At 67.0% G+C, this 25,845-nt stretch carries 33 protein-coding genes; 14 read left to right on the top strand and 19 right to left on the bottom strand.

Annotation, left to right across the window (positions count from 1 at the left end; translation table 11 throughout):
- Positions 1 to 11: 11 nt before the first annotated feature.
- Complete coding sequence (gene carD / locus ACWZHB_RS30500; RefSeq protein ID WP_019044685.1) at positions 12 to 500, bottom strand: RNA polymerase-binding transcription factor CarD; 489 nt, start codon at positions 498 to 500, stop codon at positions 12 to 14.
- Positions 501 to 853: 353 nt separating this feature from the next.
- Between carD and ACWZHB_RS30495 the strand changes: the two genes are divergently transcribed.
- A complete protein-coding gene (locus tag ACWZHB_RS30495; RefSeq protein WP_427905184.1) occupies positions 854 to 1,561 on the top strand; it encodes a hypothetical protein in 708 nt (235 codons plus the stop codon).
- A 79-nt stretch (positions 1,562 to 1,640) separates the two neighbouring features.
- Positions 1,641 to 3,041: a DNA repair protein RadA gene (gene radA / locus ACWZHB_RS30490; protein WP_427905183.1), complete on the top strand. Its 1,401-nt coding sequence runs from the start codon at positions 1,641 to 1,643 to the stop codon at positions 3,039 to 3,041.
- A gap of 154 nt (positions 3,042 to 3,195) precedes the next feature.
- Here the strand turns inward: radA and ACWZHB_RS30485 are convergent, their stop codons facing one another.
- Together ACWZHB_RS30485 and ACWZHB_RS30480 are read right to left on the bottom strand one after the other, a co-directional pair.
- The gene (locus tag ACWZHB_RS30485; protein ID WP_427905182.1) at positions 3,196 to 3,861 is read right to left on the bottom strand and encodes a hypothetical protein; all 666 of its coding nucleotides are present in this window, start codon (positions 3,859 to 3,861) and stop codon (positions 3,196 to 3,198) included.
- 80 nt (positions 3,862 to 3,941) lie between these two features.
- Positions 3,942 to 4,565, bottom strand: a complete 624-nt coding sequence (locus tag ACWZHB_RS30480; protein ID WP_427905181.1) for a carbonic anhydrase — start codon at positions 4,563 to 4,565, stop codon at positions 3,942 to 3,944.
- A gap of 90 nt (positions 4,566 to 4,655) precedes the next feature.
- On the opposite strand from ACWZHB_RS30480, the gene ACWZHB_RS30475 reads away from it, so the two are divergent.
- A complete protein-coding gene (locus ACWZHB_RS30475; protein WP_427905180.1) occupies positions 4,656 to 5,534 on the top strand; it encodes an HhH-GPD family protein in 879 nt (292 codons plus the stop codon).
- Between the two features lie 121 nt (positions 5,535 to 5,655).
- On the opposite strand, the gene ACWZHB_RS30470 is transcribed toward ACWZHB_RS30475, so the two are convergent.
- Positions 5,656 to 6,399: an alpha/beta fold hydrolase gene (locus tag ACWZHB_RS30470; RefSeq protein ID WP_427905179.1), complete on the bottom strand. Its 744-nt coding sequence runs from the start codon at positions 6,397 to 6,399 to the stop codon at positions 5,656 to 5,658.
- A 194-nt stretch (positions 6,400 to 6,593) separates the two neighbouring features.
- Between ACWZHB_RS30470 and ACWZHB_RS30465 the strand changes: the two genes are divergently transcribed.
- The 4 genes from ACWZHB_RS30465 (at position 6,594) to ACWZHB_RS30450 (ending at position 8,599) form a co-directional block, all read left to right on the top strand.
- Entirely contained in the window at positions 6,594 to 6,917 is a 324-nt protein-coding gene (locus tag ACWZHB_RS30465) for an antibiotic biosynthesis monooxygenase family protein (RefSeq protein WP_101464713.1), read from the top strand.
- A 227-nt stretch (positions 6,918 to 7,144) separates the two neighbouring features.
- Entirely contained in the window at positions 7,145 to 7,345 is a 201-nt protein-coding gene (locus ACWZHB_RS30460; RefSeq protein ID WP_019044677.1) for a CbtB domain-containing protein, read from the top strand.
- A complete protein-coding gene (locus tag ACWZHB_RS30455) occupies positions 7,336 to 8,109 on the top strand; it encodes a CbtA family protein (protein ID WP_427905178.1) in 774 nt (257 codons plus the stop codon). Before ACWZHB_RS30460 ends, ACWZHB_RS30455 begins: the two co-directional genes overlap by 10 nt.
- 37 nt (positions 8,110 to 8,146) lie before the next feature.
- The gene (locus ACWZHB_RS30450) at positions 8,147 to 8,599 is read left to right on the top strand and encodes a hypothetical protein (RefSeq protein WP_427905177.1); all 453 of its coding nucleotides are present in this window, start codon (positions 8,147 to 8,149) and stop codon (positions 8,597 to 8,599) included.
- Positions 8,600 to 8,696: 97 nt separating this feature from the next.
- On the opposite strand, the gene ACWZHB_RS30445 is transcribed toward ACWZHB_RS30450, so the two are convergent.
- The 4 genes from ACWZHB_RS30445 to ACWZHB_RS30430 form a co-directional block, all read right to left on the bottom strand.
- Positions 8,697 to 9,134, bottom strand: coding sequence for an OsmC family peroxiredoxin (locus ACWZHB_RS30445; protein ID WP_427905176.1), 438 nt, complete (start codon positions 9,132 to 9,134; stop codon positions 8,697 to 8,699).
- A gap of 49 nt (positions 9,135 to 9,183) precedes the next feature.
- Positions 9,184 to 9,630 (bottom strand): SRPBCC family protein, encoded by a 447-nt coding sequence (locus ACWZHB_RS30440; protein ID WP_427905175.1) that lies wholly within the window; start codon positions 9,628 to 9,630, stop codon positions 9,184 to 9,186.
- 97 nt (positions 9,631 to 9,727) lie between these two features.
- The gene (locus ACWZHB_RS30435; protein WP_427905174.1) at positions 9,728 to 10,048 is read right to left on the bottom strand and encodes a DMT family transporter; all 321 of its coding nucleotides are present in this window, start codon (positions 10,046 to 10,048) and stop codon (positions 9,728 to 9,730) included.
- A complete protein-coding gene (locus ACWZHB_RS30430; RefSeq protein ID WP_427905173.1) occupies positions 10,045 to 10,698 on the bottom strand; it encodes an FMN-dependent NADH-azoreductase in 654 nt (217 codons plus the stop codon). Before ACWZHB_RS30430 ends, ACWZHB_RS30435 begins: the two co-directional genes overlap by 4 nt.
- A 101-nt stretch (positions 10,699 to 10,799) precedes the next feature.
- Between ACWZHB_RS30430 and ACWZHB_RS30425 the strand changes: the two genes are divergently transcribed.
- Complete coding sequence (locus ACWZHB_RS30425) at positions 10,800 to 11,423, top strand: TetR/AcrR family transcriptional regulator (protein ID WP_427905172.1); 624 nt, start codon at positions 10,800 to 10,802, stop codon at positions 11,421 to 11,423.
- Between the two features lie 64 nt (positions 11,424 to 11,487).
- On the opposite strand, the gene ACWZHB_RS30420 is transcribed toward ACWZHB_RS30425, so the two are convergent.
- Together ACWZHB_RS30420 and ACWZHB_RS30415 are read right to left on the bottom strand one after the other, a co-directional pair.
- Complete coding sequence (locus ACWZHB_RS30420; RefSeq protein WP_427905171.1) at positions 11,488 to 12,348, bottom strand: ABC transporter permease; 861 nt, start codon at positions 12,346 to 12,348, stop codon at positions 11,488 to 11,490.
- Positions 12,345 to 13,244 (bottom strand): ABC transporter ATP-binding protein, encoded by a 900-nt coding sequence (locus tag ACWZHB_RS30415; protein WP_427905170.1) that lies wholly within the window; start codon positions 13,242 to 13,244, stop codon positions 12,345 to 12,347. The genes ACWZHB_RS30420 and ACWZHB_RS30415 overlap by 4 nt, the downstream gene beginning before the upstream one ends.
- On the opposite strand from ACWZHB_RS30415, the gene ACWZHB_RS30410 reads away from it, so the two are divergent.
- The 3 genes from ACWZHB_RS30410 to ACWZHB_RS30400 are packed head-to-tail and all read left to right on the top strand — an operon-like array spanning position 13,243 to position 15,366.
- The gene (locus ACWZHB_RS30410) at positions 13,243 to 13,380 is read left to right on the top strand and encodes a hypothetical protein (RefSeq protein WP_427905169.1); all 138 of its coding nucleotides are present in this window, start codon (positions 13,243 to 13,245) and stop codon (positions 13,378 to 13,380) included. The two genes, ACWZHB_RS30415 and ACWZHB_RS30410, sit on opposite strands and share 2 nt — an antisense overlap.
- A gap of 10 nt (positions 13,381 to 13,390) precedes the next feature.
- On the top strand, positions 13,391 to 14,665 hold the full coding sequence (locus ACWZHB_RS30405) for a sensor histidine kinase (RefSeq protein WP_427905168.1): 1,275 nt from the start codon (positions 13,391 to 13,393) through the stop codon (positions 14,663 to 14,665).
- Complete coding sequence (locus ACWZHB_RS30400; protein WP_427905167.1) at positions 14,662 to 15,366, top strand: response regulator; 705 nt, start codon at positions 14,662 to 14,664, stop codon at positions 15,364 to 15,366. The genes ACWZHB_RS30405 and ACWZHB_RS30400 overlap by 4 nt, the downstream gene beginning before the upstream one ends.
- A 4-nt stretch (positions 15,367 to 15,370) precedes the next feature.
- Here ACWZHB_RS30400 and ACWZHB_RS30395 read toward each other — a convergent pair whose 3' ends face one another.
- Positions 15,371 to 16,018 (bottom strand): vWA domain-containing protein, encoded by a 648-nt coding sequence (locus ACWZHB_RS30395; protein WP_427905166.1) that lies wholly within the window; start codon positions 16,016 to 16,018, stop codon positions 15,371 to 15,373.
- A gap of 125 nt (positions 16,019 to 16,143) precedes the next feature.
- Here ACWZHB_RS30395 and ACWZHB_RS30390 point away from each other — a divergent pair, with 125 nt between their 5' ends.
- From ACWZHB_RS30390 to ACWZHB_RS30380, 3 genes are read left to right on the top strand one after another with little or no spacing between them, the layout of a single operon-like run.
- Positions 16,144 to 16,602: a DUF1877 family protein gene (locus ACWZHB_RS30390; RefSeq protein ID WP_427905165.1), complete on the top strand. Its 459-nt coding sequence runs from the start codon at positions 16,144 to 16,146 to the stop codon at positions 16,600 to 16,602.
- 37 nt (positions 16,603 to 16,639) lie between these two features.
- Positions 16,640 to 16,852 carry a hypothetical protein gene (locus tag ACWZHB_RS30385; RefSeq protein ID WP_427905164.1) on the top strand — a complete coding sequence of 71 codons (213 nt, stop codon included), beginning with the start codon at positions 16,640 to 16,642 and terminating at the stop codon, positions 16,850 to 16,852.
- Entirely contained in the window at positions 16,849 to 17,112 is a 264-nt protein-coding gene (locus ACWZHB_RS30380; RefSeq protein ID WP_427905163.1) for an SHOCT domain-containing protein, read from the top strand. Before ACWZHB_RS30385 ends, ACWZHB_RS30380 begins: the two co-directional genes overlap by 4 nt.
- A 68-nt stretch (positions 17,113 to 17,180) precedes the next feature.
- Here the strand turns inward: ACWZHB_RS30380 and ACWZHB_RS30375 are convergent, their stop codons facing one another.
- The 8 genes from ACWZHB_RS30375 to ACWZHB_RS30340 all read right to left on the bottom strand — a co-directional run bounded on the left by ACWZHB_RS30375 (position 17,181) and on the right by ACWZHB_RS30340 (position 25,845).
- Entirely contained in the window at positions 17,181 to 19,748 is a 2,568-nt protein-coding gene (locus ACWZHB_RS30375) for an ATP-dependent Clp protease ATP-binding subunit (RefSeq protein WP_427909357.1), read from the bottom strand.
- 275 nt (positions 19,749 to 20,023) lie between these two features.
- Positions 20,024 to 20,956, bottom strand: coding sequence for an esterase/lipase family protein (locus tag ACWZHB_RS30370; RefSeq protein ID WP_427905162.1), 933 nt, complete (start codon positions 20,954 to 20,956; stop codon positions 20,024 to 20,026).
- A 63-nt stretch (positions 20,957 to 21,019) separates the two neighbouring features.
- Positions 21,020 to 21,577, bottom strand: coding sequence for an anthrone oxygenase family protein (locus tag ACWZHB_RS30365; protein ID WP_427905161.1), 558 nt, complete (start codon positions 21,575 to 21,577; stop codon positions 21,020 to 21,022).
- 124 nt (positions 21,578 to 21,701) lie between these two features.
- Positions 21,702 to 22,313 (bottom strand): FHA domain-containing protein, encoded by a 612-nt coding sequence (locus ACWZHB_RS30360; protein WP_427905160.1) that lies wholly within the window; start codon positions 22,311 to 22,313, stop codon positions 21,702 to 21,704.
- 274 nt (positions 22,314 to 22,587) lie between these two features.
- Positions 22,588 to 22,950 carry a histone-like nucleoid-structuring protein Lsr2 gene (locus tag ACWZHB_RS30355; RefSeq protein WP_266297504.1) on the bottom strand — a complete coding sequence of 121 codons (363 nt, stop codon included), beginning with the start codon at positions 22,948 to 22,950 and terminating at the stop codon, positions 22,588 to 22,590.
- A gap of 115 nt (positions 22,951 to 23,065) precedes the next feature.
- Positions 23,066 to 24,532 carry a lysine--tRNA ligase gene (lysS, locus tag ACWZHB_RS30350; protein WP_427909356.1) on the bottom strand — a complete coding sequence of 489 codons (1,467 nt, stop codon included), beginning with the start codon at positions 24,530 to 24,532 and terminating at the stop codon, positions 23,066 to 23,068.
- Positions 24,533 to 24,817: 285 nt separating this feature from the next.
- Positions 24,818 to 25,249: a rhodanese-like domain-containing protein gene (locus ACWZHB_RS30345; protein ID WP_427905159.1), complete on the bottom strand. Its 432-nt coding sequence runs from the start codon at positions 25,247 to 25,249 to the stop codon at positions 24,818 to 24,820.
- Positions 25,249 to 25,845: a cysteine dioxygenase gene (locus ACWZHB_RS30340; protein ID WP_427905158.1), complete on the bottom strand. Its 597-nt coding sequence runs from the start codon at positions 25,843 to 25,845 to the stop codon at positions 25,249 to 25,251. Before ACWZHB_RS30340 ends, ACWZHB_RS30345 begins: the two co-directional genes overlap by 1 nt.

The raw sequence follows: 25,845 nt of genomic DNA, 5'->3' as shown, positions 1-25,845 counted from the left end.
GTTGGTTATTTCTAGGAAGCCGCGGCAAGAACCTCGTCGAGCAGCGATTCGGCCTTGCCGTCGTCGGTGCCCTCGGCGAGCGCGAGCTCACCGACGAGGATCTGACGAGCCTTGGCAAGCATCCGCTTCTCACCCGCGGACAGGCCGCGGTCCTGCTCACGACGCCACAGGTCACGTACCACTTCGGCCACCTTGTTCACATCGCCGGAGGCGAGTTTCTCGAGGTTGGCCTTGTAACGGCGGGACCAGTTGGTCGGCTCCTCCGTGTGTGGCGCGCGCAGCACCTGGAAGACGCGGTCAAGACCTTCCTGGCCGACGACGTCACGGACGCCGACGTATTCAGCGTTCTCTGCGGGAACCCGAACGGTCAGGTCGCCTTGCGCGACCTTCAGGACCAGATACTCTTTCTGCACACCCTTGATGGTGCGGGTCTCGATAGCTTCGATCAGCGCCGCTCCGTGGTGGGGGTAAACGACGGTGTCTCCGACCTTAAAAATCATGTGTCCCGTGCCCCTTTCGATGTTCACAGTTTAACATGCGACTCGATAACGGCGCGATCAACTGTGCAGGTCAGGGCCACAACGAGGCCAGCGCAGGGGTTGACAACGCAGAACTGGTGTGCATTGTGTTGTGCCGTAACGGGTTAACCGCCAGCACAGCGACCGGTTATCGCACAGCGCGAACCCGGCATCGATCCGGCAAACCCACTCGAGACACCGAACTGTTACTTCCGCACCCGCGCGTCGCGAGCCCGAACGTCACCCGCGCGAAGTGAACTACTACGCTGCCTAGTTACTACCCTCCGATCCCCATGGGGACGGAGTGAGCCCGGTCGACATGGAGGACACAAACCGTGACTGCCCTGAAAGCTGTGACCGCCCTGTCGGCGCGACGTCGCATGGTGACGGTTGCCGCGCTCGCCGCTGCCGCGGGCATCGCCCTGACCGGCTGCAGTGCCGGCCAGCACACCCAGACTTCGTCGCAGGCTGCCGCCATCAACGGCAACCACGCCAACGTCGGCGATATCGCGCTGCGCAACGTGCACATCGTGTACCCGGAGGCCACCGCCGAGCACGACAAGGGTGGCAAAGCGATGATCGCGCTGTCGATCGTCAACACCAGCGAGATCGTCACCGACGAGCTGACCAGCGTGAGCACCGACCTGGGCCAGATCAAGATCACCGGCCCTGGTGGCGACGCCAAGTTCGTGCTGAAGCCGCAGCAGACCGTGGTCGTCGGCCCGGCCACGGCCGCGCCCGCCGCTGCGGGCGATCACCACGCCGCTCCGTCGGCGGCGCCGGCCACCACGGCGGCCCCCACCACCACCTCGGCCGCGCCGACCGGCAACGACACCCCGTCGATCGATCCGGCGAAGAACCCGGCCACGATCGAGATCACGGCACTGGCCACCGACATCGTCCCCGGCCTGACCTACAACGTCACCTTCAACTTCAAGGACGCGGGCACCGTGCAGGTGGCGGTCCCGGTCGACGCCGCCGCTGTCGAGCGTGTCGAGAACGAGAAGTCCGGCCCGGCGCCTGCCGGTGCGGGCGGTCACTGACACCAGCACTTCCGAGAAGAGCCGTCGCGAACTTCGCGGCGGCTCTTTTTCTGTCGGTACAGGTCCGTAGGGTGCGCGTGTGGCCAAGACCAAAGCAGTCTTCCGGTGCTCCGCGTGCACGCACGAGGTGTCCAAGTGGGTGGGTAAGTGCCCTGACTGTGGGGCGTGGGGAACAGTGAACGAGGTGGCCGTTTCGGCGGCCGCCGCCGCGCCAGGGCGCCGGGCGATGCTGCCGAGCACGGCCGCGGCGCCGTTGTCGCAGATCGACTCCAAGGTCACGCAGGCACGGTCGACGGGGGTGAGCGAACTCGATCGGGTCCTCGGGGGCGGTGTGGTGCCCGGCTCGGTGGTGCTGCTGTCGGGTGAGCCGGGGGTCGGCAAGTCGACGCTGTTGCTCGAGGTCGCGTACCGCTGGGCAGCGGCGCGCGCGGAGACCGCGCTGTATGTGACCGCGGAGGAGTCCGCCGGGCAGGTGCGGCTGCGGGCCGATCGGACCGGTGCGGTGCACGACCGGGTGTATCTGGCGGCCGAATCGGATCTGTCGATCGTGCTCGGCCACGTGGAGCAGGTGCGGCCGACGCTGCTGGTGGTGGACTCGGTGCAGACCATGCTCGCCCCCGAGGTGGACGGTGTGATCGGCGGTGTCACCCAGGTGCGCGCGGTCACCGCGGCGCTGACCTCGCTGGCCAAGGCGACCGGGATCGCGGTGCTGCTGGTCGGGCACGTCACCAAGGACGGGAACGTGGCGGGCCCGCGCACGCTCGAGCACCTGGTGGACGTGGTGTTGCAGTTCGAGGGCGACAAGAACTCGTCGCTGCGGATGGTTCGCGGCATCAAGAACCGGTTCGGTAGCGCCGATGAGGTGGGCTGTTTCGAACTGCACGAGGACGGCATCGCCTGCGTCGACGATCCGTCCGGGCTGTTCCTGCACCATCGCACCGACACCGTCTCCGGCACCGCGGTGACCGTCGCGATGGACGGCAAACGACCGCTGGTGGCCGAGGTGCAGGGGCTCACCGTGAAGACCGAGATCCCGCAGCCGCGCCGCGCCGTGAGCGGGCTCGACTACAACCGCGTTTCGATGGTGCTCGCGGTGCTGCAGAGCCGCGGGCGGGTCTTTCTCGGCAAGCACGATGTGTACGCGGCGACGGTCGGCGGGATGCGTTTGCTCGAGCCGACCGCAGACCTTGCCATCGCCCTGGCGATCGCGTCCGCCGAGGCGGATGTCGCGCTTCCGGCGGGCTGGGTGATCCTGGGCGAAGTCGGCCTGGCCGGCGAGGTTCGCAAAGTCACCGGGCTTGGCAGGAGGCTGGCCGAAGCCGAGCGGTTGGGGTTCACGACCGCGCTCGTTCCGCCCGGTTCGGAGAAAACCAAGACCGGGACGATGCGGATTCACGAGGTCGGGGATCTGCGCTCAGCGTTGCGTTTGGCCGAACTCCGCAAATCCCGCGCACCCCGCGAGGTGGTGACCGTGGAATAACTCCGGCAACCGGCCGGATCAGCGCCCTTCACTCATTTCCGCGCCAATTCCCATTGACGGGTTCGCCTATCCTGCGAACACTGCAAATCGACCCATCTTGAACATGTGACCTACGGCGCACCCGCACAATGCCCCCGGCAGGCGGTACGCGGAATCAAGAGGCGAGGTTGAAAGGCTCCGCGGCGCTGCGGACAGCACCGAGTTGGGCCACGACCATGTACGCGCCCGCGGGCACCTGCAGTCGGTCGCCCGCGCACTGCGGCTGCGAGGTGGTGCCGAACCAGGTGCCCTTGTACGAGAGTTGTTCACCGGCTTTGAGCGTCTTCACCTCCGCCGGGTCGTCCTGGTTGCAGTCGTTGCTCGCCCAGAGCCTGCGCTGCCCGTCCAGGGTGTAGACGAGGAACTGGGGGCCCGCCCCGAGATCGCGCGAACAGGCCGCGGACGAGATGTTGGTGATGACGGTGCCGAAGGCGGGTTGGTCGCCGACCTTGTAGGTCGGCTGGCCGACGGTCACCTTCAGCGCCAGCGACTGGTCCTGGCACGGCTGTGCCGCGGGCTGGGCGGCGGCGCTGGTTGTGGTCGGCGCTGCGCTGCTCGGCGCGCTGGACGCGATACTGGACGTCGAGCTCGTCGCGGACGCACTCGACTCCGCCGACGTGGTAGTCGCGGCGGCGGAGCCCGCACCGGCCGAGTCACCACCGCGCGCGACCATGGTGACGAGCCAGATCACGATCGCGAGCGCGACGATGATGACGCCGATCGCGAGTGCACGGCGGCGCCAGTAGATCTCCGGTGACAGCGGTCCATTCGGTTCCAGCACACCTCAAAGGTAAGCGCAGCGCGCGGGGGCGCGCTCGATGACCTCGGCGTGTCGGGGGTCGAACCGGCCGGGCGACCCCCTCAGACCACCTCGCCGATATTGCCGACGGTGCGCCGCAGCTGTGCTCGACCGTCCTCCAGCTGGTAGGTGACGCAGGCGATAGCGCACTGACCAGTGGCAACACGCTGGGAGATGATCATCGACCGCTGCATCAGCAGCTTGCTCGTCTCCACCACGTGCCGAGCCTCGAGTTCGTCGACCGTGCTGAGGCCCTCTCGTCGGCCCACCAGGATCGACGGCGTCACCCGCTCGACCACGCTGCGGATGAACCCACCGGGCACCTCGCCACCGTCGAGCGCGTCGATGGTGGCCTTCACGGCGCCACAGCTGTCGTGCCCGAGGACGACGATCAGCGGCACATTGAGGACCTCGACGCCGTATTCGATCGAGCCGAGCACCGAACTGTCCACGACGTGGCCGGCTGTGCGCACCACGAACATGTCGCCGAGACCCTGGTCGAAGATCAGTTCGGCGGCGACGCGGGAATCACCGCAGCCGAACAGGATCGCGTGCGGGTTTTGGCCCTTGACGAGTTTGGCTCGGTCCGCGGCACCCTGGCTAGGATGCTGCAGGGTGTCGTTGACGAAGCGCTCATTGCCTTCGCGCAGTGACTTCCAGGCGCTTATCGGATTGGAACCAGGCATACCGACCATTGTGCACAGAGCCTTGGTTACCAGCGAGTCCGCCACGTTAAGCGTCGGCAAAGAGAGCCTGGCTCAGAGGGAACGGGAACGGTGAGCATCGACGCGCAAGCCCTGCTGGACTGGTTCGACGAGACGGCACGGGAACTGCCGTGGCGCGAGCCTGCGGCAACCGCATGGCACATCCTGATGAGCGAGATCATGCTGCAGCAGACGCCCGTGGTGCGGGTGGAGCCGATCTGGCGCGAGTGGGTGGCGCGCTGGCCGGTGCCGTCGGCGATGGCGGCGTCGTCGCAAGCGGAGGTGCTGCGGGCGTGGGGGAAGTTGGGGTATCCGCGGCGGGCGTTGCGGCTGCACGAGTGCGCGCGAGCGCTGGCGGCCGAGCACGGTGACGTGGTCCCCACCGACGTCGACGTGTTGCTGAGCCTGCCGGGAATCGGCGCGTATACCGCTCGCGCGGTGGCCTGCTTCGCCTACGGGCAGCGCGTTCCGGTGGTGGACACGAACGTTCGGCGCGTGGTGGCTCGCGCGGTACACGGGCGCGAGGCGGGCAATCCGTCCTCGCGTGATCTCGCGGAAACCGAAGCGCTGCTTCCTGTTCCGGTGCCGCGAGCCGCGAGATTCTCGGCGGCGCTGATGGAACTGGGCGCCCTGGTCTGCACGGCCCGCAACCCCGACTGCGCCCGTTGCCCGCTGCCTCGTTGCGCCTGGGTGGAGGCCGGGAAACCCGCTGCCGAGGTCGCGCGCAAGGTACAGAAGTACGAGGGCACCGACCGTCAGGCCCGCGGGCGGCTGCTCGATGTACTGCGCGACGCGTCAGGGCCGGTCGAACGAATTCGCCTCGACTTGGCCTGGACCCGCGATCCGGGTCAGCGCGCGCGGGCGCTGGATTCGCTACTCGTCGACGGGTTGATCGAACAGACCGACGACGGATTGTTCGCTCTCGCGGGCGAAGGAAGTGCTGCGCGTTGACCCGAACCGTCGGCGCGGCCAGGCATCGGGTCGACCCGCGGTTGTCGCGAGCAACGGCCGTGGTGATCCCGCTGACGGGTTGACCGAGCAGACCGGTGATGTCCGGATCGGGGCGAGGCGTTCAGCTCATCACTCGACGTAGGAACCTGCCGACATGTTCGCGGTAGGCGTCCGGCTGTTCATCGTGCACCAGATGGCCCGCCCCTTCGATGCGCACGTACTCCGTGCCGGGAACGACCTCGGCCATCGTGCGCATCTGCCCCGGTGGGGTGATGGTGTGCTCGCCTTCGATCAGCAGCGCGGGCACCCGCACCGACTTCCATTCGGCCCAGAAATCGCGCGTGCCCCACTCCTCGGAGATCGCACGGAAGGTGTCCACCTCGCCGTGTAGCCGGTAGCCGTCGGGTGCCGCGGTGAACGCGCGCAGGAAATAAGTGCCCGCGACCGGGCCGAAATAGTCGAGCACCGCTTGCTCGCCGGCGAACGGTTGCGGCCAGGAGTGGATCAACTCGGCCCAGTGGGCGGCGGTGCGGCCGGTGAAATCCGGGGCGATGTCCTCGACGACGATCGCGCGGACCCGCTCGGGACAGGTCGCCGCGAACACCCACCCGTGGATCGCGCCCATCGAATGCCCGACGATCACCATCGGCTCGGTGATCGCGGCGGTGCGCTCGGCCAGATCGGCCACGAACGCCTCCGTCGTGAGCTCGGCGGGCGTCGGCCGCCCGTGCCCAGCGGCGTCCACCGCGTAGACATGCCCGTACTCCCGCAACCACGGCACCTGATCGGCCCAGGTCCGCGCACTGCCCATCAGCCCGTGCAACAGCAGGATCGGGACACCGGACCCACCTTCGTCGTACAACACCGTTCCGATACTGCCGCACGCCGGCCTGGGCGAGTTCGCCACATGCCCCGCACGTCGCCGCAGGCGAGTTCTCGGCCCGCCTCGATCTGGACTGAGTGGAGGGTGCGACGAAGGAGTACCCGGAGGGAGGGAAGATCGAGGCACCCCGGGGCCGAGAACCCCCGGCGCCAGCCGGCAAAGATACTGTCAGCCCTATGGCTGTTGTGAAGATCAATGCGATCGAAGTTCCCGAGGGCGCGGGCCCCGAGCTGGAGAAGCGGTTCGCCGCGCGGGCGGGTGCGGTGGAGAATTCGCCCGGGTTCCTCGGGTTCCAGTTGCTGCGCCCCGTCGCCGGCGACAACCGGTATTTCGTGGTGACGCAATGGGATTCGGAGGAGTCGTTCGCCGCGTGGCGCGACGGTCCGGCCCGTGCGGCGCACGCAGGCAACGGTGGCGACGGCGAGCGTCCCAAGCCGGTGTCGACCGGTGCCTCGCTGCTCGAGTTCGAGGTCGTCCTCGACGTGCCCGCGAAGGCCTGACAGCGGCGTTTCCGCTGGACATGCGCGTACACGTATTGACGTGGACGGCTCGCGCTGTCACAGTTCGAGGCAACATCCGCGAGGGTGCGCGGTAATTCCGGTGTGAGTCCGGAGCGGTCGCGCCACTGTTATCCATGTACCGGGTCCCCCGGTGCCGGAGAGCCAGACACCGGCACCTTCGCACCACACTTCAACCGTGGGACGCGTATCCCTACAGGAGGACCCGAATGGCTATCGCGCATTCACCCAGCCGGTCTACCGGCCTCGACACCCTCGCAACCGTGCTGGTCACGGTCGGTGTCGTCCTGCTTGCACTGCTCGCCCTGTACCTGGTCGGATTCGACCAGGGGGCCGTCTCGCGTAGCGGGATGTTCCTGCACGAGCTGATGCACGACGGACGTCACCTGCTGGGTGTTCCGTGCCACTGATCGGATCACTCAAGACCCTGCTGTTGCGCGGCCTGCTGGCCGGCCTGATCGCCGGCCTGCTGGCCGCGACAGTGGGCTACTTCGTCGGCGAGCCCCAGGTGGACGCCGCGATCGCCATCGAGGAAGCCGGTTCCGCCGGACATTCACACGCACCCGAAGCTACCGAGGGTCACTCCCACGGCGAGGAAGAACCGCTGGTCAGCCGGTCGGGCCAGAAGGCGGGCCAGTTCCTCGCGCTCGGCTTGGCGGGCATGGCGTTCGGCGCGTTGTTCGCCTCAGCGGTGAATGTGGCACGCCGGTTCACGACACTGTCCGGGCCCCGATTGTCGTTGACCGCGGCGGTTCTCGCATGGGCGGCGATCGTCGCGGTGCCGTTCTTCAAGTATCCGGCCAATCCGCCCGCGGTAGGCGATCCGGAAACCATCAACGAGCGCACCTGGCTGTGGGTCGCGGCCGTCGTACTCGGCCTGCTGGCCGTCGCGGCAGCTGTCGCTGCCTACCGCGCGCTCGCCGCGCCGGACACGCTCCGGCTCGTCGCCGGGGTCGCGGCGTTCGTCGTGGTCACCACGGTCGGCTACGTGCTGCTGCCCGGCGTGAACGAGGTGGCCGACGACTTCCCCGCCACCCTGCTGTGGAACTTCCGGGTGGCCTCGCTGGCCGAAACCACCACGTTGTGGGTGGCTTTGGGGCTGGCGTTCGCCGCGCTCACGGAATTCGCTTCGCGTAGCACTCCGGTAGTGGACCAGGTTCCTACCGCAGGGTGATCCTCGCGAGCAGCTGAGAACGGCAGTGTCTGTTGTCATGACCGGCACTGCCTTTCTTGTTTCCAGCACTCGCCCCCGCGCCGTGCATGTCGCTTTCGGCGGACTCATCACCGCCCTGGCCGCGGGTGTCGCGGAAGGACTGTTGCGCGCGGTGCGTGGCGGCGGCGAATTCGGTGCCACCGCAACGGGTTTGCTACCTCGGCTCGCCATCTATCTGGCAGTCGCCGGGGTCGCGCTGTACATGCTGAACGGCAGCCGCGTGGCCCGCGCGGTGCTCACCGTCGGCATCGGCGTGGTGGGGCTGGTCTCGCTGATCATCGAGCCGCTGGCGGTGGTGTTGTCCATCGACGACTACACGACCCTGTTCGACGGCATGTCCGAGAGCTCGATCGTGCTGGCCGGCTGCCGCACCGTGCACATCGTGGCTGTCGTCATCGCGATTCCGGCCATGTACACCCCCGCCGCGCATCGCTGGTTCACCCAGCGCTGAGGTGGCTCGCGCTCGACTGGCGTGATCGCCCACAACGGCCGTCCACAATCAGTTTCCTGATTGTGGACGGCCGTTTGGACGATCACGCCGGTGCTGATCAGGCCAGTGCCGCGTCCAGCTCGATCTCGCCGACACCCGTGAGTGCCTTGCTGACCGGGCAGCCGTTCTTGGCCGCGAGGGCGGCGGCGGCGAACCCGTCGGCATCGATGCCCGACGCGCGCCCGCGCACGGTGAGCTTGATCTTGCTGATCTGGAAACCACCGGCCGGGTCGGGCCCCAGGGTCACATCGGCGCTCACATCCAGGCTTTCCGGCGTCCCACCCGCATTGGCGATCTCCGCCGAGAGCGCCATCGAGTAGCACGACGAATGCGCCGCCGCGATCAGTTCCTCCGGACTGGTGCCCTCGGCCGTGTCGGCCGCGCGGCGCGGAAAGCTCACATCGAACTTGCCCACACCCGAGCTGGCCAGTTCGACCTGCCCGGATCCGTCCTGCAGTCCGCCTGACCAGAGTGTGCGTGCGCTACGAGTCGGCATTGCGATCCCTTCGATTCGGAGGTTGTCGTTCGGTACCGAACCTACGCGGTCAGACGGAGGCGCTGGTGATTTCGTCGAGACGCTCGAGCTTGTCCGGCCAGACCTGCTGATGTAGGTCCCGGATGGCCGCGGTGGGGAAGCCGGAGTGGCGTAGACGCAGGCGGATACCACGTGGTTGTTTGAGGAATTCGGCCGCGACCACGGTTTCGACTCCGTCGGTGGCGGCGGTGACCCAGGTGAATTCGATGCGCCGGTTCGGCTCGAGCAGCAGGATGCGGCCGTAGTGGGGGTTGCGTTTCTCGGGCGAGCCGGTGTCGAAGTACAGGGGCTCGTTGAGCGCGGGTCGCATCAGCACCGATCCGGGGACGGCCAGCCACAGGTCCATGCCTTGGGTCCAGGCCGCGTAGAGCAGGCTGGGCGAGGCTTTCATCACGCGCTCGACCGTGAGCTCATGTGGCCGCGTGGACAGGTCCGGGGGGCGAACTGGCTGGTCCATCAGCCGACTCTACCGGTGCTGACCGGCCGAATGCCGCATCGGGTGTGCGACAGCGTCTCTCGACCGGCTCCGCGGTGGCGCACCAGCGCGGTCGACGTCATTCGGTCGCGGTGGCCCGCGCCAGCACGATGCCCCCGACGATCATGGACAGCGCCAGCACGCGTCCCGCGCTCAGCGGGTCCTTGTGCACCAGCACACCGAGCACGATGGCGCCGACGGCGCCGATTCCGGTGAACACCGCGTAGGCGGTGCCCACCGGAAGGGTCTGCATGGCGCGCGAGAGCAGGTACACCGCCAGCGAGCCGAGCGCGATGCAGAGCAGCGTCGGACCGATCTTGGTGAAGTTCTCGGTCGGTTTGATGGTCTGCGACCAGACGATTTCGACGAGCCCGGCCAGGCCGAGCACTATCCAGCTCATCGCGCGTATTCCTGTGCGAGCGAGCGCACTTGTTCCTGCGCGGCGGCGAGCGAGGCCTCGTGGGCGTCGCGCAGGTGGGCGAGGTTCGGATCCTGCACGGCGTTGGCGAGTTCCGCGTTGACGAAAACCGTGTCGGTGACGGCGAAATGGCCGGCGAAGAAGTCGCGCAGGAAGCGTTGCTGGTAGTCGAACGCGGCTTTCGGCGCACCAGGCGAGTAGGCACCGCCGCGAGCGGTGACAACGACGAACCTGCGCTCCCCCAGCGACATTCGCGGGAAGGTGACCTGGTCGAGCCAGGCCTTGAGCGAGGCGGGGATGGAGTAGTTGTACATCGGAGTGCCGATCAGGATCACGTCAGCGGCCATGACCTGCGCCAGCAGCGGTTCGACCACCTGCCATGCGGCCTTCGCCGCGGGGGTGACGGCGAGTTTCGCGAGCCGGTCGAGGTCGGTGGCGCCTGCGGCGAGGACCGCGTCGCACAGTTCGGTCCAGCCCTCGTCGATGAACGGCGTCGGCTCGGCGGCGAGGTCGCGGTAGGTGTAGGTGCCGCCGGGTTCCGCGGCGCGCCAGGCCTGGACGAATTCGGCACCGAGCCGGCGGCTGAGCGAGTTGGTGCGGGCGCTGGCGTCGAGATGCAGCAGGTGTGTCATGGCGTTTCCTAACTGGACATGATGTCCGCTTGCCGATTTTCCGACGATAGACCACAAGTGGACACCTTGTCCAGATATTCGTTGCTGGTTACAGTCGAACCATGGAGCCCCGATCCGACCTGCTCACCGGCGCAGCGCTGGATGCGCCGCCACCCACCGAGCGCACCGACGCGGCCCGCAATCGCGCGAAGGTGCTGGCGGCCGCGGCCGAACTCTTCGCCACTCGCGACCCACGCACGGTCACCATGGACGACATCGCCAAGGCGGCGGGTGTCGGGCGCGGCACCCTCTACCGCCGCTACCCCGACCGCAACGCGATCGCCGTCGCCCTCCTCGACGAACACGAACGCGCCCTCCAGGAGCAGCTCCTGCGCGGCGCGCCGCCACTCGGCCCCGGCGCTCCCCCGGCCGACCGCCTTGCCGCCTTCTACACGGCGATGATCGAATTGCTCGCCGCCCACGCACATCTCGTGCTCGGTGCGGAAACCGGCGGCGCCCGCTTCGCCACCGGCGCCTATGGGTTCTGGTCGGTGCACGTGCGTTCCCTGCTCGTCGAATCGGGTGTGCCGCAACCGGATTCGCTGGTGGATACCGTCCTCGCACCACTCGCGGCCGAGGTTTACCTCCATCAGCGTGATCGCGGACTGTCGCCCGAACAGATCATCGCCGGCCTGTCGACGCTCGCTCATCGAATAGTCGGCTCGCCTCAGCTTCTCGAGACCTGACCCGCACTGTCGCAAACAAGGAAGAAGCGGCAGACCGTCGTGGTCTGCCGCTTCGCGGGGTGCGTCAGGTGAGATCGCGGCGGGTCATGAGCCAGATCGTCCCGCCCGCGAAGGCCAGCACATAGACGGCCAGGAGGGCGAAAGATTCACCGCGGGTGAGGATATCGAGAACGCCAGGGTTGGCCGGGCCCTCCACGGTGCGCATCGCACCGGCCAGCGAGCCCGCGGCGGTACCGGGGAGCAGGTTGGTGACGGCTTCGATCGGGCCGAAGATGCCCGCCACGCCACGAAGCAGATTCTCCACCACCAGGACCCACACCAGGCCGAGACCGACAGCCAAGGCGGGGCCGCGGGCGATGGCGCCGATGAGGGCGCCCGCGAGGGTCCACATGCCGAGAATGGCTGTGCCGGTGATGATTCCGATCAGTGAGGCGTCGAGTGCGGGCAGGGTGATCGGCTGGGATTCACTGGCCGCGATCACCGTGGCGATGCCGATGTCGACGGCGAAGGCAACCAGGACGAGCGCGAGGACCACTGCCAGCAGCGACAACAGGAGTCCCGCTACCGCCGCGGCCCGGCTAGGCCCCTGGGTGAACACGGTTTTCCAAGTGCCCCAGCCATATCCGCTGCCGACCGCGAGGGCGCCGAGGATCAGCACGAGCGCGCCGCCGAACATCGACATGCCCTGGGTGAACACCTCGGGGACCGCGGCGGGCATGAGTTGACCGAGGAGGACCTCGCGGGGCAGGCCGTCCGACATCGCGCCGTTTTCGCCGGAGGTGTAGGCGAGGTAGTTGAAGAGGTAGGCGAAGGTCAGGTTGAGCAGGATCCAGGTACCCAGGACGATCCAGAACGCAGGCCAGCGGCCGAGGCGCAGCGCTTCCGCCCGGACGCTGGCCGTGAGATCCCTTGTCATGGTGGTCATTTCGCTACCTCTACTGTCGTCATCTCGAAAAACACTTCTTCCAGGGATTTCTCGTCTACCCGCAGTTCGAGCAGGTCCGCGCCGGCCGCGACGACGGCTCGCACCACATCCGGCGCCATCGCGGCGCTCGTTTCGACTCTGATTCCGTCCGTGCCCGCCCGAGTGGGCGCATCGGTGACCGCGCGCACGGCGTCGAGAGCCACGTCTACCGGCTCGGCGCGAACCAGAAGTGTCGCGGTGCCGCGCAATTCGGCGACCGTCGACTCGGCGAGCAGGCGACCGCCGGAGATCACGCCGACGCGATGGCAGATTTCCTGCACCTCGGTGAGCTGGTGACTCGACAGCAGCACGGTATGTCCGTCGGCCGCGAGATCGGTGATGAGCGTGCGCATTTCGGCCAAGCCCGCCGGGTCGAGGCCGTTGGTCGGTTCGTCGAGGATCAGCAGGTCCGGGTCGCCGAGCATGGCCGCGCCGACGCCGAGACGCTGTTTCATGCCGAGCGAGTAGGTGCGGAATCGGTCGCCTGCCCGGTCGGCCAGGCCAACGCGTTCCAGTGCCGTCTCGACCTCGGCATCGCCGTGGCCGCGATAACGGGCGAGTACCCGCAGGTTGTCACGGCCGGAGAGGTAGGGATAGAAGCCGGGCCCTTCGATGAGGACGCCGATCCGGCGCAACACCTCCGGGTCACCCGGCGCGAGGCCTTGGACGGTCGCGGTGCCCGCGCTGGGCCGGATCAGGCCGGCCAGCATGCGCAACGTGGTGGTTTTGCCCGCGCCGTTGGGTCCGAGGAATCCGTAGATCTCCCCGGCCGCGACCCGCATGCTCACCGCGTCCACCGCGAGGTGCTCGCCATAGCGTTTGGTCAACTCGGTGGTGACCACGATCGATTCGTTCATGGGAATCAGAATCGGCGCCCAGGGGGTGCTCGGGCATCCGTCGCGCGGCGTTCTCGGCGCTACGCCGCGCGGACTACGCGGCCACCCGCACGAAATACGCGTGCGGGCCGACGCGGGCGCCGCGCGCACACAATAGGGTTGGACACGTGGGAACGTCTGCGAAGTGGGAGCGTGGCTCAGTCGTTCAGGACTGGGGCCCGGCGGCAGTGGTCGCGGTGATCCAGCTGGTCGGTAGTTCCGGTGCGAATTCGCATCTAACCGGAGTGCGGTCGCTGGACGCGTTCGCGTATCTGCTGCTACTCGCGGGGCCGATCGCGCTCGGTTTCCGGCGGGTGATGCCCGAACCGGCGCTGCTGGTCGCGTTCGTCGCCACGGTGGCCTACGTACTGGGCGACTACGGGTACGGTCCGATCTTCCTTTCGCTGATCATCGCGTTCCTCTCCGCGGCGATCTACGGATCACGGTGGCGCACATACCCGGTGGTCGCCCTCGGCTATCTGCTGATGGTGTGGCCACTGCCCGCCCTGCTCGGTCGGCATTCCGATGCGTGGCAGATATTCGGGCTGCTGGCCTGGGTCGGAGTGCTGGTCGGGATCGCCGAAGGCGTGCGGCAGCGGCGTGCGGTGGTGCTCGCGCGCAGGCAGCGGGCCGAGGCGGCGCAGCGCGACGAACAGGCTCAGCAGGCCAGGGCCGCGTCCGAGGAGCGGCTGGCGATCGCCCGCGAGCTGCACGATGTTCTCGCGCACAGCCTCTCGCTGATCAATGTGCAGTCGTCGGTGGCGCTCGAGTTGTTCGATCGCAAGCCACAGCAGGCGGCCGCGGCGTTGGCGACCATCAAGACAACGTCGAAAGAGGCACTGACCGAGGTACACACGCTGCTCCACGCGATTCGCAGCGGTGCGGCCGTGGTGCCCGAATACCCGGAACAGGTCGAGGCCAAGGCTGACGCGCCCGCCCCCGCGCGCCCGGCGCCACGCGCTCCCGCACCGACTCTCGACGACCTCGACACACTGCTCGAGCGCACAAGGGCGACCGGACTCGACGTCGACACCAAGATCATCGGCACCCCCAAGAAGCTGCCGAGCGTGATCGATGTGGCGGCGGCCAGGATCGTGCAGGAATCGCTGACCAACGTGGTGCGGCACGCGCCCGGCGCGACGGCGCTGATCACTCTTCGCTACACCCCCGAATCGGTGGACATCACCGTCGACAACACCCGCCCCACCGCAACCGCGGTGCGCACCGGGATCGGCGGCAACGGGATCATCGGGATGCGGGAACGAGCACACGCACTCGGCGGGGCGCTCACCGCCGGACCCCGACCGTCCGGCGGGTTCCGGGTGGCGGCCCGACTGCCCGCTCGACCCGCGACTTCGGCGACAGCTGTCGCGCCGAGCAATGGCACGGAGGCCAGCGCGTGAGTGACCACACCGAACTGCCGCCGATCGGGGCGGGACCCGCGAAGATCCGTCTCCTCGTCGCCGACGATCAGGCGCTCGTGCGCGGCGGATTCGTCGCCCTGCTCGACGCCCAGGACGACATCGAGGTGATCGGCGAGGCCGAGAACGGCGAGCAGGCCGTCCGGATGACCCGGGCGCTGGTCCCCGACGTGGTACTGATGGACATCCGCATGCCGATCCTCGACGGCCTCGCCGCCACCCGCATGATCGCCGACGACACCCAACTCGCGCCGGTCCGCGTCGTCGTCCTCACCACCTTCGAACTCGACGAATACGTCTTCGAGGCGATCCGCGCCGGCGCCGCGGGCTTCCTGGTCAAACACACCGAACCCGCCGACCTGCTCCGCGCCGTCCGCGTCGTGGCCGCGGGCGACGCCCTCCTCTCCCCCGGCGTCACCCGGCGCCTGCTCGCCGAGTTCTCCTCCCACGCCAAACAACCGCCCCCCGCGGCCTTCGCCGAACTCACCGATCGCGAACGCGAGGTGATGACCCTGGTAGCCGAAGGCCTCACCAACGCCGAGATCGGCGCCCGCCTCTACATGTCCCCCGCCACCGCCCGCACCCACGTCAGCCGAATCCTGACCAAACTCTCGGCCCGCGACCGCACCCAACTCGTAGTCATCGCCTACGAATCAGGCCTGGTCCGCCCGGGTTGGCAATAGTCGACTACTTGCCCTGGTCTGCTTGCTTGCGTTCGGAGGCGGAGAAGCGGGCGCGGCGGGCGGCGCCCGCGGGGGCGGCTTGGGCTCGGGCGGAGTAGGCGGAGAGGGCGTCGAAGGCTCCGCGGACGCCGCCTGCGACCGGGGCGTAGGTGATGGCCGAGCCGGGATCGAAGCCGAGGTTGGAGCCGACTTCGACGGCGTCCATGTTCGCGCCGAGGAAGACGAAGGTCCAGTTGTAGACGTCCTGCTGCTGGGTGATCAGTGATTTCACGGCGGCGTGGGTCCATTCGCGGCTGGAATTCTCGTGGCCGTCGGTGAGGACGACGATGATCACGGTGCCGGGACGTTCGTGCTCGGGGCGCTCGGCCAGTTCGCTGCCCACGCTGGTGACGAGCTTGCCGAGCGCGTCGTAGAGCGCGGTCCCACCCCTCGGATGCAAACTCGGCGCCGGCACCTGGGCCAGCGGCACGTTGGAGTAGACAACGTCGTAGGTGGTGTCGAACTGAGCGAGCGTGACCTCGATCTGCTTCGGCACCGCCCGCTGCTGCTCGAAATAGGCGGCCAACCCACCTTCGGTATCGGCCTTGATCGTCTGCATCGACCCGGAACGATCGAGCAGAACGGCAATCAGTGTGCGGTCGGAATCAGTCATGTGCGTGAACACCCCCGTGTCGGTTGGCTAAGCAATTTCCACCGTACGCCGCGAAAACGGCCGGTCGGACCGGCACAAAGAAGTCGCCAAGGAATCGCCAAGGCCGGATTTCTACCTTTCCCACCATGGGACCAGTCCTCGCATTCCACCGCATCTCCAACGCCGATGCAGCGCGCATCACCGCCGACGCCGAAGCCGCGTTCGAACTGCTCGAAGCCGTCGACCGCACCGGCGAACCGATCGGCGACATCGACAAGTCCTGGGATGGACTGCGCTACCTGCTGGCGGCCGCGAAAGTCGACCTCGACCTGCTTGGCGACCTCGACCCGTGGGCGGGCGACGGCGAGCCGCGGGTCTGGACTGCCGACGAGGTGTCCGCCGCGGCCCGCACCCTGGCCTCGACACCGTTCACCGTCCTCGCCGAACACTTCGACCCTGACGACATGGACGACAACGACGTGTACCCGGATATCTGGGACGCCGACTTCTGCCGCGAATTCCTGCGCGAGCACTACGAAGGGCTGTCGACATTCCTGGCCTTCGCCAGTGCGAAGAACTCGCCCGTGCTGAGCAGATTCGAATAGCCACGGCCGGCCTTTCCGCCGAAACCGGTAGCTCCCCATGTTCCTCGGCAGCTTCACGCTGGTGACCGCGGAGTTCCTGCCGCCGGGCGTGCTCACCGCGCTCGCGACCGACCTCGGTGTACCCAAAGGGGTTGTCGGACTGTCGGTGAGTGCCATACCGGCCGGCGGCTCGTACGCGCGGGGACGTACCCCGGATCGGGTCTCGCGGCCGATGTCGCGGCGCGCGCGAAAGACCAGGCTCGAGACATGAACATTTCCGGCACCACGACAACACTGACTCTGCTGGCCGACCACTACGACGGCGGCTGGCACCCATGGCCCTTCTTCTGGATCTTCCCCGTACTCTTCTGGATCGCCGTGATCGCACTGGTCTTCTTCGCCCGCCGACGGTGCGCGGGCCGCGGCGGCGCGGTGGGCGCCCTACGCGAAGGCTTCGCCCGCGGCGAGATCACCGAGACCGACTACCGCACCAGACTCGCGATCCTGAACGAACCGATCCGGAAGAAGTAGCGATGCGGTTCGGCAACGAAGAAGCCCGCCCCCTGATTGCCAGGGGGCGGGCTTTGTCGTTCTGCTGGCTACTCGCCGGAGGCGGCAGCATCAGGGGCGGTGCCCTCTGCTGCTCCGGTGAGGACCACCTCGGGCTTGTCGTCGGTGGCAGAGGCCTTGGTCAGCTTCGTCTTGCCGGTGAAGGTGAACTTGGCATCCTCGCCGAGACCCTCGCCGTTCCAGCCTTCGACGTCGACCATGATGGTCTGGCCTGCGCCGATTTCGCCGAAGAGGATCTTCTCCGACAGCTGATCCTCGATCTCGCGCTGGATCGTGCGACGCAGCGGACGAGCGCCGAGGACCGGGTCGAAACCGCGCTTGGCGAGCAGGCTCTTGGCCTGATCGGTCAGCTCCATGGCCATGTCCTTGTTCTTCAGCTGCTTCGAGACGCGGGCGATCATCAGGTCGACCATCATCACGATCTGTTCGCTCGTGAGCTGGTGGAAGACGATCACGTCGTCGATGCGGTTGAGGAACTCGGGGCGGAAGTGCTTCTTCAGCTCGTCGTTGACCTTGAGCTTCATCCGCTCGTAGTTCGAGCCCTCGGCGTTGGACTGGGTGAAGCCAAGGCCGACCGCCTTGGAGATGTCGGAGGTGCCCAGGTTCGAGGTGAAGATCAGCACGGTGTTCTTGAAGTCGACCGTACGACCCTGACCGTCGGTGAGACGGCCGTCCTCGAGCACCTGCAGGAGGGTGTTGTAGATCTCCTGGTGCGCCTTCTCGATCTCGTCGAACAGCACCACCGAGAACGGCTTGCGCCGCACCTTCTCGGTGAGCTGGCCGCCCTCCTCGTAGCCCACGTACCCGGGAGGGGCACCGAACAGACGAGAAGCGGTGAAGCGGTCGTGGAACTCGCCCATGTCGATCTGGATGAGCGCGTCGTCGTCGCCGAACAGGAAGTTCGCCAGCGACTTGGCGAGCTCGGTCTTACCGACACCAGAGGGGCCGGCGAAGATGAACGAGCCCGACGGACGCTTGGGGTCCTTCAGACCGGCGCGAGTGCGGCGGATCGCCTTGGAGACGGCCTTGACGGCATCCTCCTGGCCGATGATCCGCTTGTGCAGTTCGTCTTCCATGCGGAGCAGACGGGTGGTCTCCTCCTCGGTGAGCTTGAAGACGGGGATGCCGGTCCAGTTGGCCAGCACCTCCGCGATCTGCTCGTCGTCGACCTCGGCCACGACGTCCAGATCACCGGAACGCCACTGCTTTTCGCGCTCGGCACGCTTGGCGACGAGCTGCTTCTCCTTGTCGCGCAGCCGCGCGGCCTTCTCGAAGTCCTGCGCGTCGATAGCGCTTTCCTTCTCCCGGCGCGCATCGGCGATCTTGTCGTCGAAGTCGCGCAGGTCCGGCGGAGCGGTCATCCGGCGGATGCGCATGCGCGCGCCCGCTTCGTCGATCAGGTCGATCGCCTTGTCCGGCAGGAACCGGTCGTTGATGTAGCGGTCGGCCAGGGTGGCGGCGGCCACGAGCGCGCTGTCGGTGATGGAGACCCGGTGGTGCGCCTCGTAGCGGTCGCGCAGACCCTTGAGGATGTCGATCGTGTGCTCGACGGTCGGCTCGCCCACCTGCACCGGCTGGAAACGGCGTTCCAGCGCGGCATCCTTCTCGATGTACTTGCGGTACTCGTCGAGGGTGGTGGCACCGATGGTCTGCAGCTCGCCACGGGCCAGCTTCGGCTTCAGGATCGAGGCCGCGTCGATGGCGCCTTCGGCAGCACCCGCGCCGACGAGCGTGTGCAGCTCGTCGATGAACAGGATGATGTCGCCGCGGGTGTTGATCTCCTTGAGCACCTTCTTGAGGCGCTCTTCGAAGTCACCGCGGTAGCGACTGCCCGCGACCAGGGAGCCCAGGTCGAGGGTGTAGAGCTGCTTGTCCTTGAGGGTTTCGGGGACCTCGCCGTTGACGATGGCCTGCGCGAGACCTTCGACGACCGCGGTCTTACCGACACCGGGCTCGCCGATCAGCACCGGGTTGTTCTTGGTGCGGCGGCTCAGCACCTGCATGACGCGCTCGATTTCCTTCGAGCGGCCGATGACCGGGTCGAGCTTGCCCTCGAGCGCGGCCTGAGTGAGGTTGCGGCCGAACTGGTCGAGCACGAGCGACGTGGACGGGGTACCCGCCTCGCCGCGCGGACCGGCGCCCTCGACGGGCTCCTTGCCCTGGTACCCGGACAGCAGCTGGATGACCTGCTGACGGACACGGTTGAGGTCGGCGCCGAGCTTGACCAGCACCTGGGCCGCGACGCCCTCGCCCTCGCGGATGAGGCCGAGCAGAATGTGCTCGGTACCGATGTAGTTGTGGCCGAGCTGCAGCGCTTCGCGCAAGCTCAGCTCCAGCACCTTTTTGGCACGCGGGGTGAAGGGGATGTGACCGGACGGCGCCTGCTGGCCCTGCCCGATGATCTCCTCGACCTGGCTACGCACACCCTCCAGCGAGATACCAAGCGACTCCAGCGACTTCGCCGCCACGCCCTCGCCCTCGTGGATCAACCCAAGCAGGATGTGCTCGGTGCCGATGTAGTTGTGGTTGAGCATCCGGGCCTCTTCTTGGGCCAGGACAACGACACGCCTCGCGCGGTCGGTGAACCTCTCGAACATCGCTCCCTCACTCTCCTGCTCCGACATTCTGGCAACAGACGCCGCAGTATGCTCGATACAACCTAGGGCGTCGGACCGACAAGTTTCGTCGTCAGCCTGCCATGAAGCCCGGGGGTTGCGGCCCCCGCCATCCACTCTAGTTGGCAGGGGATTCCGCCGCCGCCGGTCCACCCTATTGGGAACCGGCGACAACATGGTCACTCACTGACAACGCGCACGTCGCGGCATTCGTTTCCGCTCGAGTTTTGCCTACAGCGAAATCGCGCCGAGGGAGCTCATCCGGTGAATGGTGGGACGAATTCGCATGGCACCGCGGCCTGCCTGGCGGGATCGAGGGCGTTGAGGACGTAGCCGGCCGCGCGCGGACTACCCGCGATGGCCAGGTGTTCGGAGTAGTCCTGCGCGCAACCGTCCTGCACGACGATCGAGGTGGCGGTCAGCCCGGGGACCAGGCCGGAGGTGTGCGGGACGACCAGCTCGTCGATGGCGGAGACGATGTTGGTGTAGCTGACGCGCGGGTCGTACACACCGTCGGCGTTGAGCGCGGTCATGAACGGCGAGCCGGTGAACATCTGCCCGCAGGCCTGACACAGCGACGAGCTGACCGCGTCGAAGGCGGGTCCCGCGCCGAGGGCCCGGCTGAAGGTGGCGATATCGCCCGCCCCGAACGCGTTGGTGCCGAGCCAAGGCGGCGCGATCCCGACCAGCTTGCCGACCTTGTCCGCGCCACCGAGCCGCTTGATGTAGTAGTTGCCGACGATATTGCCCTGCGAATGGGCGATCAGGTCGACGCGCGCGGCACCGGTACGGGCGAGCACACCGTCGACGAAAGCGGAAACCTCGGCGGCGCTCTGCTCGATGGGCCGCATGCCGCCGATCGCCGAGACGGGCCACGGGAGGGCGTAGGCCCCGTAGGTGAGGCTGAAGACGCAATAGCCCTCGTTGGCCAGCAGCGGAGCGTATACGCCCCAGTTCGTCTGCGCCCCGCCGCCGGTGCCGTGCAGCAGGACCACCGGGTCGGGATGCTCGGGCGAGGGGACGCAGGCCGGGTCGTTCGCGCCGGGGAGCGAGCCGCCCGGGTTCGTGAGTTCCGGGGGAATTCCGGCGAAGAAGTTGTAGTCGACCGGGAGGGGCTGGGCCGACGCGGTGGCGGGCAGGCAGGCGAGCATGGCCGCCGCGGCCAGCACCAGAAGCGAACTACGTCGCATGAACGACTCCTCACTAGAACGTGTTCCACTTATCATGGAACACGTTCTAGTGATCGCGTGGCACTACCGGCCGGAAATCATCGACATCGGCGCCGCGACCGCGTCGGTGGTCGAACTCGACTTGCCCTGCTGCACGCCCGCCGCGAACAGCGCACCACACAGCACCAGGAACGCGGCCGTGTGCAGCACCGCGCGGACGATGTTCCAGCGAACCCAGGTCGCCTCGAAATCCGCACGGACAGCGGCGGTGTCGACGATCGACGCCGGGTCGCCCGCGGCGGCGAGCGCATCGTTGAGCGGCACGTTCAGCCCCACGGTGACGCCGAACCCGATCACGTTGAGCACCAACGCGATTCCGATCCAGATCAGTGTCGCGCGCTGGTCGCTACCCAGGTGCAGCACCGCCGCGAGCGCGGTGAAGCCGACCGTGCCCATGAAGCCGAACATGAACCAGGGGTTGATGATCACGACGTTGATCTTCTGCATCACGTCGATCAGCGTGCGGTCGTCGGTGCGGGCCAGCGCGGGCATCACCGAGATCGCGTAGGCGTAGAACACCCCCGCGATGAGCCCCGTACTGAGCACGGCGAGCACCATGGTGGCCATCCGGACTGCGAACATGCGATGTCTCCTGACTCGTGGCCCGGAGCTTGAATCCCGCGCTCCGGTGATACGAGTAAGTCAACCGCCCAGCGCCCGTCCGCGACATAGTTCAGGCGCTCACCGACCTACGCGAGCGTCGCGCTCACAAATCGTGGTCGGATATCATGCCGCTCTGCATGGCCAAGGCAGCCAGTCGGGTTCGCTTCTGGTTCTGCGGCAGATTCTCGACGCCGAACTTCGCGAACAGGGCCCGCAGATGAGTTTTGATCGCGTCGATGGAGAGGAACAATTCCTCGGCGATCTGCTGATTCGACGCGGGCGTCGCGAAACCGGTGCCGTGTTTGTACGGACGGCACAGCGCGATCAGCACCGCCCGCTGGGTATCGGTGAGTGAGCGCATCGTGGGGATGGACCCGGAGGCGGTATGGGTCGCGTCGTCCACGACACCGCCGAAATCGAAGAAATGCACGAGCGTTGTCCCGACCCGAATCCGGTCACCGGGACTCAGCCGGCGCCGCCCGACCAGGCGCTCGCCGTTGACGAAGGTGCCGTTGCGTGACAGTCCGTCGTCGATGATGGTCCAGTGCGCACCGAGATGCTCGACGGCAGCGTGCAGACGCGAAACCTCGGCGTCCCAGCCCAGCACCAGATCGGCCTGCACATTGCGCCCGATCGTGACGCGCTGCTGCCCGGCCTCCAAGGCCAATTCATGCTGCTTACCGGTGTCATCGGTGTACCGCAGGAAAGAGCTCACTGCGCAACACCGCCGGATACTCGAAACGCCTTGTGCACGGCCATCAGTCTACGTCCCGACACCCCACACCCGGCACAACACCGGCCCCTTGTTCCCCTACCGAACGCAACCCCCACGCCCCGACCCTGAGGAGGGGCAGGCAGGCGAAGCCTGCCGTTCGCGGCCGTCCCGTCGTTGAGGTGCCGTTGCGTAGGCGACGAAGGAGCAAGCAACGGTGCCTCAACGACGGGACCGGCGGGGCCGCGAACCACGCGGCGCCCGCGCCGCCAAAGAATCAGCTCTTGCCGACCTCTTTGTTGTACGCATCGGTGATTTCCGCCGAGATACGACCGCGGGCCGAGACCTTGTGGCCCTTACGCCGAGCCCATTCGCGAATTGCGGCGCTCTGTTCACGGTCCATGGAAACGCGGCTCTTGCCCTGCGGCGCGGGTGCACCGGCAGCCTTCACCCGGCGACGGCCACTCACCCGGCGGGCGTTGGCGACCCACTCGTCCAGGCCTTCGCGCAAGCGCGCCGCATTTGCGTCCGACAGATCGATCTCGTACGACACCCCATCGATAGCGAACTCGATGGTCTCGTCCGCGATGGACTCACCGTCGACATCGTCGATCAGGCTAACGGTGACCTTCTTTGCCATGAGATGAACGTCCTCTCGAAATCGTCAAGCCTGCCTCCAGGCCGAATACCCGAGGCAAGAATACCCCGAAATGCTAAATTTCCAACATGGGGACTTCACCCCATGAATTCACTGGTCAGCGACTACTCGGCCGGACAATGGGGAACAGGATCGTTTCCCGGATTCCCGAACCCGTGAGAGCCATCAACAAGCGGTCGATTCCCATACCGGTTCCGGTGGTCGGCGGCATGCCGTGTTCCATCGCGGCGAGGAAGTCTTCATCGAGCACCATAGCCTCGTCATCGCCTGCCGCGGCCAACCGCGCCTGGTCGACGAAGCGTTCCCGCTGGATCACCGGATCCACCAGTTCCGAATAGCCCGTTGCCAACTCGAAGCCGCGAACATAGAGGTCCCACTTCTCGGTGACACCGGGCTTGCTGCGATGCTGACGGGTCAGCGGTGAAGTCTCGACCGGGAAGTCGCGAACGAAAGTCGGTGCGTAGAGCTTGTCGCCATACGCGTGCTCCCACAGTTCTTCGACCAGTTTCCCGTGACCGTAGCCCTTGCCGGAAGGAATTTCCAGACCTACCCGATCGGCGAGTGCGAGCAATTCCTCGACCGTGGTTTCCGGAGTCACCTCGACACCGATCGACTCCGACAGCGAGGGATACATCTCGACGGTCGTCCACTCGCCACCGAGATCATATTCAGTGCCGTCGGCGAGTGTCACCAGAAGGGTGCCGAATGCCTCTTGCGCGACCTCCTGGATCAATTCCCGGGTCATCGTCGCGGAATCGTCATACGTGCCGTAGGCCTCGTAGGTTTCCAGCATCGCGAACTCGGGCGAATGCGTCGAGTCGGCGCCTTCGTTGCGGAAGTTCCGGTTGATCTCGAAGACCTTCTCCAGGCCACCGACCACGCAACGCTTGAGGAACAGCTCCGGCGCGATCCGCAGGAATAGGTCCATGTCGAGCGCATTGGAATGGGTGACGAACGGGCGCGCGGCGGCGCCACCGTGGATCGTCTGCAGCATCGGCGTCTCGACCTCGAGGAAACCGCGGCGCTCGAGCGCGTTGCGCAGCGCGCGGACCACATTCACGCGGGTCCGGGCCATTTCCCTGGCCTCCGGACGCACGATCAGGTCGACATAGCGCGCACGGACGCGCGACTCCTCGTTCATCTCCTTGTGCGCTACCGGCAGCGGGCGCAGCGACTTGGCCGCCATCGACCAGGAATCGGCCATCACGCTCAATTCACCGGTGCGCGAGGAGATGACCTCGCCGTGCACGAACACGAAGTCGCCGAGGTCGACATCGGCCTTCCAGGCCGCCAGCGCGTCGGCGCCGACACCGTTGAGGCTGATCATCGCCTGCAGCTTGGTGCCGTCACCTTCCTGCAGCGTGGCGAAGCACAGCTTGCCGGTATTCCGGACGAAAATGACGCGGCCCGCGATACCGGCCTGCAGACCGGTCTGGGTGTCGGCTTCCAGATCCGGGTAGGCGGCACGGATTTCGGCCAGCGTGTGGGTGCGCGGCACCACCACGGGATAGGCCTCACCACCGGCGGTGAGCAGCCGCTCGCGCTTGTCCCGGCGAATCCGCATCTGCTCGGGAACATCGATGTCCACAGCGGATGTGGCGGCGCGGCCGGGTGCGGCGGGGTTAGGAGTGCTCACATCCGACAACATTAGCGGTCGCCGGAAAGGGTTTTGCCGCTCCCCCGCCTCACCGCCTCCCCCGTCCATGAATTGTGAAGTGCCTCACCGATTTCGTCAGGACATGGGTAACTCCCCAACCACCTCGGAGTCGTCGGGCGCATGACGTGAGACCAAGGGCGAACCCCGCGAATTCGCGAACGGCACGCTGAATTCGCGGAGCGGCGAGGGAGCTTACAGGGAGGCCAGTGCGTCGACCTCGCGGGCGAAATGCGGGACGCCGACGCCGACGGTCAACAGCCCGGCCGACTTCAGTGCCTGGTAACCGCCGATCACATCGCTGGCCCGGTGCAGTCCCAACTCCTGCAACGCGGCAGCAGCCAAACTCGACGTGTACCCCTCCGAGCAGAAGATGATCCATTCCACATCGTGGTCGACGGCGAGCGACAACCGTGCCGACGAGGTGGGATCCAGCCGCCATTCCAGGACATTCCGCTCGATCACCAGCGCACCGGGCAGCGATCCTTCGCGGACTCGCTGGGCGGCCGGTCGGATGTCGACCAGAATCGCGCCACGCTCCAGCGCGGCGGCCACGTCGTACACATACACCCGGTGCAATCGCGCGCGAGCGTTCTCGAGCATCTGATCAATCGTCAAACGGCTCATCACAGATCACCTTCGGGCTGGTCGGTGAGGACGGTTTTGGTGCGGCGCAGCGTGCCGTGACCCGTCACTTCGTAATACGACATCGCCGACAACGGCGGGGAATAGGCGTGCACGCTCAAGGTGGGATCCAGCGGGCCGACGGATTCGGCGGCGGCGGGCGCCCGCACCACGTCGTGCACCCAGCCGATCGGGAACGACGCCTGATCACCCGCGGCGAGCGTGCGCCTGCGTAACTCGGTGCCATTCCAGCGGTATTCCGAAAGCGCGCCGCTGAGCACGGTGAGGGCGCCGAGCGAGCCGGCGTGATCGTGTAAATCGGTGAATTTGCCCGGCGTCCAACTGATCAGCCAGACATCGACCTCGTCGTCGTGCGAAAGGCGGGCCGCCCAGCGCTCTTCGGTCGGCCAGATGCCGTCGGCCGGAAGGAGATGGTCATAGCGTCCGGAAAGGACGTCTTCGGCGGCTTCGTCGGTGAGTCGCAGCAGGTCAGCGGGACGCAGCCGGGTCGGAAGGGCCGAGGCGATCGCCCGGTCGAGCGGGGGCGTCGCGGAGTATTCGTCCCGTGCGGACGGAAGGGAAAGGACAGAAGAACGCAT

The sequence above is a fragment of the Nocardia sp. FBN12 genome (assembly GCF_054031145.1).
The sequence above is the reverse complement of the archived record's forward strand: the minus strand, read 5'-3'. Positions and strand labels throughout refer to the sequence as shown.